The sequence below is a fragment of the Devosia sp. genome (assembly GCF_040509215.1).
Classification (GTDB): Bacteria; Pseudomonadota; Alphaproteobacteria; order Rhizobiales; family Devosiaceae; genus Devosia.
In genome coordinates this window covers 1-8745 of record NZ_JBEVLL010000261.1, presented here as the reverse complement: position 1 = coordinate 8745, position 8745 = coordinate 1, and the positions used below count along the sequence as shown (strand labels likewise).

Below are 8745 nucleotides of genomic sequence, written 5' to 3'. Positions count from 1 at the left end.
GTCCGCAGCCGGCAATTCCTTGGAGGTCGTGACGAGAGCAAGCGGCTCTCGGCTACACGATCCCCCAGAAATGTTGCGGCGACATTGCGCCAGGCATGATCGGGAAAACTCGATACCGGTTTTCCGGGCTGATCATGCGTCTAGACAACTCTAGGCGTTGATCACGGTCACGCGCGTGCCCGAGGGGACGCGCGAATAGAGATCGATGATGTCCTGGTTCATCAGGCGAATGCAGCCCGAGGAAACGTTGGTGCCGATCGTATAGGGTTCGGTGGTGCCGTGGATACGGAAAAGCGTATCGGCGCCGTTTTTGTAGAGGTACAGCGCGCGCGGACCGAGCGGATTGGTCGGACCGGGCTCCATGCCGCCGGCATAGGGGCCGTAGCGGTCGGGTTCGCGGGCGATCATCGACTTGGTCGGGGTCCAGCGCGGCCATTCAGCCTTGCGGCCGATGGTGGCATCGCCACGGAACAGCAGCGCTTCGTCCTTTCCGACGCCGATGCCGTAGCGCAGGGCACGGCCGTTCTCCATCACGAGATAGAGGTAGTGCGCTGGTGTATCGACCACGATGGTGCCGGGGCGCTCGGTGGTGAAATAGGCCACTTCCTGGCGCCACCATTGCGGATCGACACGGCGCAGGTCCATGGCAGCGACCTGATAGGGCTCGTTGGTCGAGGCGCCATACATGCGCAGGTAATAGGGATCGATGACCGGTTCCTGAACCACGGGCTGACGCGTGGTCGAACAGGCTGCCAGGGTCGTCGCTGAAAGACCGATAAGGAAGAGGCGGCGGGAAATCAAAACTGGAACCTCGGGACAGGCAATGGAGAATCGGGGGCCAGGGAGCGGCCCTTCATCCTTTGCAGTAACGCTTCTCCCGCTTAACGTGGCACGAATGCGGCAGTTCCTCGCCACAATGTGATCATAGTTGGGGCTGTTGCGCAAATCCCACAGGTTTCACAGGGCTGTGATGGCGCGAAGCGCTTCAAACACCTTTGGGGCCGCATTGGCCGCTTCATGATCGACGCCGGGCAGGACGCGAATTTCGGCCTGCGGCAGAACGTTCTTATAGCGTTGGGGATGATCCCCAGCGACCACGTCATCCCTGTCCCCCTGGAGGATCAGCAGCGGGAAAAGCCCGCCCAGCTTTTTGCCGGCGTCCGCGGGCAGGGCATATTCGTCAAAGCTCCAGTCCGGAGCGCTCCAGAATGGCGCGGCCAGCGTCACGACGCCCAAAAGCTTGTCGGGCACGCCAGAGCGCGCCAGCACCTGCAGAATGCTCGATCCGCCCAGCGAATGGCCGAGGAGGATGAAATCGCCCTTAATCGCCTTCATCTGTGCCTCGATGGCATCGCCCCATGGCTGCGCTCTGGGCGCGTCAGGCTCGGGCATGAGCGGGGAGAGAAGCGTCACCTGCGGCGGCAGGATGGACCGAAGCGCCGCAAGGAGAGCACTGCTGCCTTCTCCCGGGCCCTGCGCACCAGCACTGTGAATGAAAAGCACCGTGGTCATGCCGCCATACTGGCCCAAAGGCACAAAAAGCAAAAGGCCCGGATCGCTCCGGGCCTTTTCAATTTTATCAGGAGGCGTGGCTTATTCGGCCGCGTCGTCCTTGGCTTCCTTGACCAGTTCCTTGCCGGTTGCCTGGTCGAGCACCTTCATCGAGAGGCGGACCTTGCCGCGCTCGTCGAAGCCGAGGAGCTTGACCCAGACCTTGTCGACTTCCTTGACCACGTCGGTGGTCTTGGCAACGAGCTGGTCGGCCAGCTGGGAAATGTGGACGAGGCCGTCCTTGGCACCGAAGAAGTTCACGAAGGCGCCGAAATCGGCGGTCTTCACGACGGTGCCCTGGTAGATGCCGCCAACTTCGGCTTCATCGGTGATCGAGCGGATCCACTTGATGGCGGCTTCGATCTGGGTGCCGTCCGAGGACGAAACCTTCACGGTGCCGTCGTCTTCGATGTTGATCTTGGCGCCGGTCTTTTCGACGATCTCGCGGATGACCTTGCCACCGGTGCCGATCACTTCACGGATCTTGTCGGTCGGGATCTTCAGCGTTTCGATGCGGGGAGCGAACTCGCCCACTTCGCCACGCGAAGCCGAGAGGGCCTTGCTCATTTCGCCCAGGATATGGATACGACCGTCCTTGGCCTGGCCGAGAGCGATCTTCATGATCTCTTCGGTGATGCCGGCGATCTTGATGTCCATCTGGAGCGAGGTAACACCCTCTTCCGTGCCGGCCACCTTGAAGTCCATGTCGCCGAGGTGATCTTCGTCACCAAGGATATCGCTCAGAACAGCGAACTTTTCGCCTTCGAGAATGAGACCCATGGCAATACCGGCCACCGGGCGCTTCATCGGCACGCCGGCATCCATCAGCGCCAGCGAGGTACCGCAAACGGTCGCCATCGAGGAGGAACCGTTGGATTCGGTGATCTCGGACACGATACGGATCGTGTAGGGGAATTCTTCCATCGATGGGCGGATCGGGTTGATGGCGCGCCATGCGAGCTTGCCGTGACCGATTTCGCGACGACCGGGCGAACCCATGCGGCCAGCTTCACCCACCGAGTAGGGAGGGAAGTTGTAGTGCAGCAGGAAGTTTTCCTTGCGGGTGCCTTCGAGCGAGTCGATGAACTGCTCGTCTTCGGCAGTGCCGAGGGTCGCAACGACCAGAGCCTGGGTTTCGCCACGGGTGAAGATGGCCGAACCGTGGGTGCGCGGCAGGACGCCGACTTCCGAAAGGATCGGACGCACGGTTTTCAGGTCACGGCCGTCGATGCGGCTGCCGGTGTCGAGAATGTTCCAGCGAACGATCTTGGCCTGGAGGTTGTGGACGACTTCGCCCAGTTCTTCTTTGGCCAGTTCGCCGGCTTCGATCTTGGCAGCAAAAGCGGCCTTGACCTTGGCATTGGCGGCGTCGACCGCAGCGTAGCGGGCGGCCTTTTCGGTGATCTGGTAGGCAGCGCGCAGATCGGCTTCGGCAATGGCGAGAACTTCAGCTTCGAGAGCCGAGAAATCCGGAGCCGTGAAGTCGCGCGGTTCCTTGGCAGCAAGCTCGGCGAGCTTGATGATCGCCTGGATGACCTTGGCGCTTTCGGCGTGGCCGAACATGACGGCGCCGAGCATGACTTCTTCGGAAAGCTCCTGGGCTTCCGATTCAACCATGAGCACGGCGTCCTGGGTGCCGGCCATGACGAGGTCGAGCTTGGAATCGTTACGACGATCAATGGACGGGTTCAGCACATAGGCGCCATCGATATAGGCAACGCGTGCAGCCCCGATCGGGCCCATGAAGGGCACGCCCGAAATGGTCAGGGCAGCCGATGCTGCGACCATCGAGAGCACGTCGGGATTGTTTTCCATGTCGTGCTGCAGAACGGTGATGACCACCTGGGTCTCGTTCTTGTAGCCATCGGGGAAAAGCGGGCGGATCGGGCGGTCGATGAGGCGCGAAACCAGGGTTTCGTTCTCGGACGGACGGCCTTCGCGCTTGAAGTAGCCACCCGGGATCTTGCCGGCGGCAAAATACTTTTCCTGGTAGTTGACGGTCAGCGGGAAGAAGTCCTGGCCGGGCTTGGCGGACTTCGCCGAAACGACGGTGGCGAGCACAACGGTTTCACCCAGCGTCGCGAGCACGGCACCATCCGCCTGGCGGGCGATCTTGCCGGTTTCGAGCGTCAGCGGCTGGCCGCCCCAGTTGAGTTCGACCTTGTGGTGGTCAAAATTGATCGACATCTTTTGTCTTTCCATTCTGCCGGAGCGCGGGAACGCGGGATAGGCGAGGGCCCGCGAACGCTTCGGTGTGCCCGCACCGGTGCCGCACCCCATGTGCGCGCCGGCTCAAAATCAGGCACTGTTACTGTCTGAGGCAGGTTCAGAACATGGACAAGACAACAAGCGTCTCCACCGCGGAAGGCGCCAATAATCCTGCCATGCTCCGGCGCTGCCGGCCTAAGAGGAGCCTATTGCTCCCGGGATGCCCGTTCAGTGTGGTCGCGCTTTCGAACCAGAAAAGTGGTGTCCACTGTTCCTGAAAGTGCTCCTGAAAGGGCAACCGGCGCGGAAGTGACCTCCCGCGCCGGAAACTTGGGTCGCTTTAGCGACGCAGGCCGAGCTTTTCGATCAGCGTCTTGTAGCGGGCATCGTCCACCTTCTTGAGGTAGTCGAGCAGGCTACGGCGCGTCGAAACCAGCTTGAGGAGACCACGACGGGAGTGGTTGTCCTTGTTGTGGCCCTTGAAGTGCTCGGTGAGGTTGGCAATGCGCTCGGAAAGGATGGCAACCTGCACTTCCGGCGAGCCGGTGTCGTTGGCAGTGGTCGCGTATTCCTTGATGAGGGCGGTCATGCGCTCAGCGGTAATCGACATCAGCAAATCCTTCTAAAATTTTGAGGATGAAGAGCCCCAGCCAGGATGTCGTCCAGGTAGGGCCTGTTAATAGCGCGGGCAAAGTGAGCCTGCTGGCGGTCCCTATAGTGCAAAGCACCGGACAAAGCCAGACTTATTGACTCTTGCGCTCCTGCAGCTGCTCGTCCGGCCGCACCGCGGCGAAGGCGGGATCGAGCGAGGTCATGGGGATATCGATGGTCCACTCGACCCCGTCGGCATGTTCGTGCCGCTCGACCTTGGCGCCAAGCGCCCCGCCCACCATGGAGCGGAGGACGGTGGTGCCAAAGCCCGCCCTTTCGCTGGCCTGCATCGGCCGGGACAGGGTCTCGCGCCAGCGCATGGCGAGCTGGTCGCCATCCTCTTTCCAGGCGAGGGTCAACTTGCCCTTTTCGTCGGCAAAGGCGCCATACTGGGTCGCATTGACCGCCAGTTCATGCACCGCCATCCCAAGGATCTGCGCGCCCTGCGGATTGATCCTGAGATCGGCGCCATCGATCCTGACCCGCGCGGCTTCCTGCGGCTTGAAGGGGCCGATATGGAGGTCGACGAGTTCGCGCAGCGACACCCCGGCGCGGCCATGAGCCAGCAGCAGGTCGGTCGAGCGCGCCAGCCCCATGATGCGCCGCTCCAGCCCTTCGACATAACGCGGTACGTCCGTCGCGCCCCGTGCCGTCTGCTTGGCCATGGCGGAGATGACGGCCATCTGGTTCTTCGAGCGATGCGCCAGTTCGCGCATCAGAAAGCGCACGTCGCGTTCCGCAGTCTGTCGCTGCCGCGAGGCCTGCACCAGGGCTTTGGATACTTCGTCGATTTCGGCAACCGGGTAATAACGCTCGAACACCGCTTCGCCGCGGCCAAGGCGCTGCGCATCGAGCCTGAGGCCCCGCACCGAGCGGCTCAACTGCTGGGCGATGAAGACGGCAATCATCGACGCGACAACGGCAATGACAAGACCCCAGGCTGCCAATTGCAGGAGCGATTCCCCCAGCGGACGTTTGACGCTCGAGGCCGAGGCCCAGGCAACGATGCGCCACCCGGTCAGGCCTGAGCGCCATTCCGAGGTCACGACGCTTTCGCCATGCAGTTGTTCCTCGGTCCAGCCCGAGGTTGTGTCTTCCTGGTTGCGGCGCATCGGCAGCGTATCGCCGATGGCAAAGTCGTCGCCCGTCGTCGAGGCGATGATGGTGTTATTGCCGTCGACAAGGGCCGCGTTCCAGCCGGCCGGCAATTCGCGCGATTGCAACACCGGAATGAGGTCGCGGGCGTTCTGGGTCAGGGCCAATAGCCGCACGGGCTGCGCTTCTGCGAGCGGCAGCCACACATTGTAAACCCAGGTCTGCGCCACCTGGCCGAAGAACAGGCCCGAAATCGTCGGGCGACCCCGCTCGATGGCCTTTGTGGCCGTGGCGGCGTCGGAGGATACGCCCAGCGGCGAGCCGAATTCGACACGGCTGTTGAGCAACTGGTTGGCGTCTTCGTCGATGCCGATGAGATAGGAGCCGGTTCCGGCGAGCGCCACGGTGGCGCGTCGATGGAACTCTTCGAGATTGCCCTCTGCCAAAGCAGGGTCCGAGGACAGGACACGAAGGGTCGTTGCCATGCCCGAAATTTCGCGATCGACCGACTGCCCCATGGCCTGCACGGTGGCATTGGTCAGCGCCTCGACGACGCTTTCCTGGGCGTCATTGGTGCTGTTGAGCAGCACCAGCGCCACGATCAGTGCCGGCAAGAGAATGACCAGAATGAGCACGAACAGGTAAAGCGCGACCGGCAGGGGCCGTCGCGATCTGAGGCTCCTCGCCTTGCCTGATTCTGCGGCTCGGTCGTGGGCTTGTGCTGCCATGGCGTCCTGATCCTTGCCGGCTGGCAGGTTGGGCCCGGGCGGGCGGGTCAATACTTTGCGCTAGCGTCGCTGGCAGGAAAACTCTCGTCTACCGCCTCATCTACCTTATCCCATTTTTCCGGCTTGTCAGCCTGTGCCGCAGCGCCGGCATTGCGGACCTGCACCGGGGAATCTTTCGGCCCAGGCTTTCGCCCGTCCCGCATGGCAGCGGCTTCTGCCTTGTGTGGTTTGCTCATGACCAGATCCTTTGCTCTCCGAACAGACAACACGCTCGCCCCCGGCGCGGTTGCAGGCGGTAGCATCACACCTTCTGGTCTGGTAAATAGCCCGTCATGAACCAGATCGCGCCGAAGAAACTCTTCATCAAAACCTATGGCTGTCAGATGAATGTCTATGACAGCGACCGCATGGCCGACGCCTTGGCGCCGCATGGCTATGCGCCCACGCAGGACATGGCCGAAGCCGATCTGGTGCTGCTCAATACCTGCCATATCCGCGAAAAGGCGAGCGAGAAGGTTTTCTCCGAGCTGGGCCGTCTCAAGGAATTGCAGAACGAAAAGCGCGCCAGTGGCAGCGACCTGATGATCGGGGTTGCCGGTTGCGTGGCACAGGCCGAGGGCGAAGAGATCGCCCGCCGTGCTCCCATGGTCGACATGGTGTTTGGACCGCAGGCCTATCATCGCCTGCCCGAAATGCTCGCCAAGGCCGAAGGCAATCGCCACATGCACCCGGCCCTGCGCCGCGCCGTGGTCGACACCGATTTTCCCGAAGAAGACAAGTTTGCCCACCTGCCGGCGGCCAAGAAAGACGTCACCATCGGCCGTGGCTTGACCGCCTTCCTGACGGTGCAGGAAGGCTGCGACAAATTCTGTTCCTTCTGCGTCGTGCCCTATACCCGCGGCGCTGAAGTCAGCCGCCCCATCGCCCAGGTGCTCGAAGAGGCCCGGCGCCTTGCCGATGCCGGGGTGAAGGAAATCACCCTGCTCGGCCAGAATGTGAACGCCTATCACGGCGAAGATGCTTCAGGCCGCGCCGTCGGACTTGGTGAGCTGGCTTACCTTCTCGCCGAAATTCCTGGCCTTGAGCGCCTGCGCTACACAACCAGCCATCCGCGCGACATGGACGACGCTCTCATCGCGGCGCATCGCGACCTCGATTTCCTCATGCCATATCTGCACCTGCCGGTGCAGTCCGGTTCCGACCGCATTTTGAAGGCCATGAACCGCAAGCACACCGCGGCCGAATACATGCGCCTCATCGAGCGCATCAAGGACGCGCGCCCCGACATGGCGTTTTCGGGCGATTTTATTGTCGGCTTCCCCGGCGAAACCGATGCGGACTTTGAGGACACGCTCAAGATCATCCGCGATGTCGGCTATTCTTCGGCCTATTCCTTCAAATATTCGACCCGCCCCGGCACGCCGGGCGCCAACCTCACCGAGCAGATCGATGAGGCGGTCAAGGCCGAGCGCCTCGCCCGTTTGCAGGAATTGGTCAACAAGCAGACCACCGACTTCCATGCTTCCTGCGTCGGCCGCACGCTTCCTGTGCTGATCGAGCGCGTAGGCCGCATGCCGGGGCAGGTGGGTGGCCGCTCCCCCTATCTGCAGGCCGTGCATCTCGAAGGTTCTACGGACCTTATCGGCGGGATTCACGAAGTGGACATCATCGGCACATCGACCAATTCGCTGGTCGGCCGCCTGCGCCAGGCGGTTGCGGCCTAAAGCGCGATCAGCCCTGCCTCGGTCGGCCGAAAACCGCAGGCGCGATAAAATTGGGTGAGATGCGGTTCGAAATCGACGTGGAGCCATTTGGCTCCGCGAGCCCTTGCTTCATCCTCGGCCGCCTTCACAAGCCTTGTCGCTATGCCCTGCCGTCGAAAATCCTGATGCGTGCACGTATCGAGAATGAAGGCGTGGACGCCGCCATCCCAGGCGACATTGAGGAAGCCCACCAGCGCCTCACCCTCATATGCCCCGACATGAACGAGGCTCCGCGACAACAAGGGCTGCCAGCTTGCCGGCCCCGTATCGCCCCAGGCCGATAGCCAAAGCGTACGGAAACTCTCGTCGCCCGGAAACGGATCGATGACGATGTGGATCATATTCGCGCTCTTCCCCCCGACGCGCAAAACTGCACATCGCCAATCTATCCATCTTATCCCCGCCCTGGCGAATGCATGCCATCATGTTCTCATTCCTGCCGACAACACGCGGTACCGACGAAGTGCCGGGCAGGGAGACGGGCTGCTTGAGGTCGCTCAGGCGGATGCGTGGATGCCGACCACCGGCCAAGCGGCAGTGAGCCCCCGTTGCATCTCCGCGATGCTTCCGACGGCGATCTGGACCGCAAAACCTCAAAAGGGGGCCGCTCGAGGCATGCGCAAGAAATCCCGATCGTGCGAAGCGGCTTTCGCCTCTTCTATTTTTACATTTTAGGGGCGAAAGCCGCTTTTCACCGTGCACTGAAAGGGGGCGCGGCTATTGGCGTTGGCCGAAGGCCGGCGGACGCT

9 protein-coding genes are annotated in these 8745 nt (G+C 62.1%); 2 read left to right on the top strand and 7 right to left on the bottom strand.

Going from position 1 to position 8745, the window contains the following annotated elements:
* Positions 1-150 precede the first annotated feature (150 nt).
* From ABW043_RS14785 to ABW043_RS14760, 6 genes are all read right to left on the bottom strand, one after another.
* Entirely contained in the window at positions 151-801 is a 651-nt protein-coding gene (locus ABW043_RS14785) for a L,D-transpeptidase (RefSeq protein ID WP_353921965.1), read from the bottom strand.
* A 156-nt stretch (positions 802-957) separates the two neighbouring features.
* The gene (locus ABW043_RS14780) at positions 958-1512 is read right to left on the bottom strand and encodes an alpha/beta hydrolase (protein WP_353921964.1); all 555 of its coding nucleotides are present in this window, start codon (positions 1510-1512) and stop codon (positions 958-960) included.
* An 81-nt stretch (positions 1513-1593) separates the two neighbouring features.
* The gene (gene pnp / locus ABW043_RS14775) at positions 1594-3738 is read right to left on the bottom strand and encodes a polyribonucleotide nucleotidyltransferase (RefSeq protein WP_353921963.1); all 2145 of its coding nucleotides are present in this window, start codon (positions 3736-3738) and stop codon (positions 1594-1596) included.
* 361 nt (positions 3739-4099) lie between these two features.
* Positions 4100-4369, bottom strand: a complete 270-nt coding sequence (gene rpsO / locus ABW043_RS14770; RefSeq protein WP_353921962.1) for a 30S ribosomal protein S15 — start codon at positions 4367-4369, stop codon at positions 4100-4102.
* Between the two features lie 133 nt (positions 4370-4502).
* On the bottom strand, positions 4503-6233 hold the full coding sequence (locus tag ABW043_RS14765) for a sensor histidine kinase (protein ID WP_353921961.1): 1731 nt from the start codon (positions 6231-6233) through the stop codon (positions 4503-4505).
* 47 nt (positions 6234-6280) lie between these two features.
* Positions 6281-6469: a hypothetical protein gene (locus tag ABW043_RS14760; protein WP_353921960.1), complete on the bottom strand. Its 189-nt coding sequence runs from the start codon at positions 6467-6469 to the stop codon at positions 6281-6283.
* A 96-nt stretch (positions 6470-6565) separates the two neighbouring features.
* Here ABW043_RS14760 and miaB point away from each other — a divergent pair, with 96 nt between their 5' ends.
* Positions 6566-7957, top strand: a complete 1392-nt coding sequence (gene miaB / locus ABW043_RS14755) for a tRNA (N6-isopentenyl adenosine(37)-C2)-methylthiotransferase MiaB (protein WP_353921959.1) — start codon at positions 6566-6568, stop codon at positions 7955-7957.
* Here the strand turns inward: miaB and ABW043_RS14750 are convergent.
* Positions 7954-8337 carry a GNAT family N-acetyltransferase gene (locus ABW043_RS14750; protein ID WP_353921958.1) on the bottom strand — a complete coding sequence of 128 codons (384 nt, stop codon included), beginning with the start codon at positions 8335-8337 and terminating at the stop codon, positions 7954-7956. The genes miaB and ABW043_RS14750 overlap by 4 nt on opposite strands.
* A 207-nt stretch (positions 8338-8544) precedes the next feature.
* On the opposite strand from ABW043_RS14750, the gene ABW043_RS14745 reads away from it, so the two are divergent.
* Positions 8545-8745, top strand: a 201-nt coding sequence (locus ABW043_RS14745) for a hypothetical protein (protein ID WP_353921957.1), incomplete at its 3' end; no start/stop codon positions are given.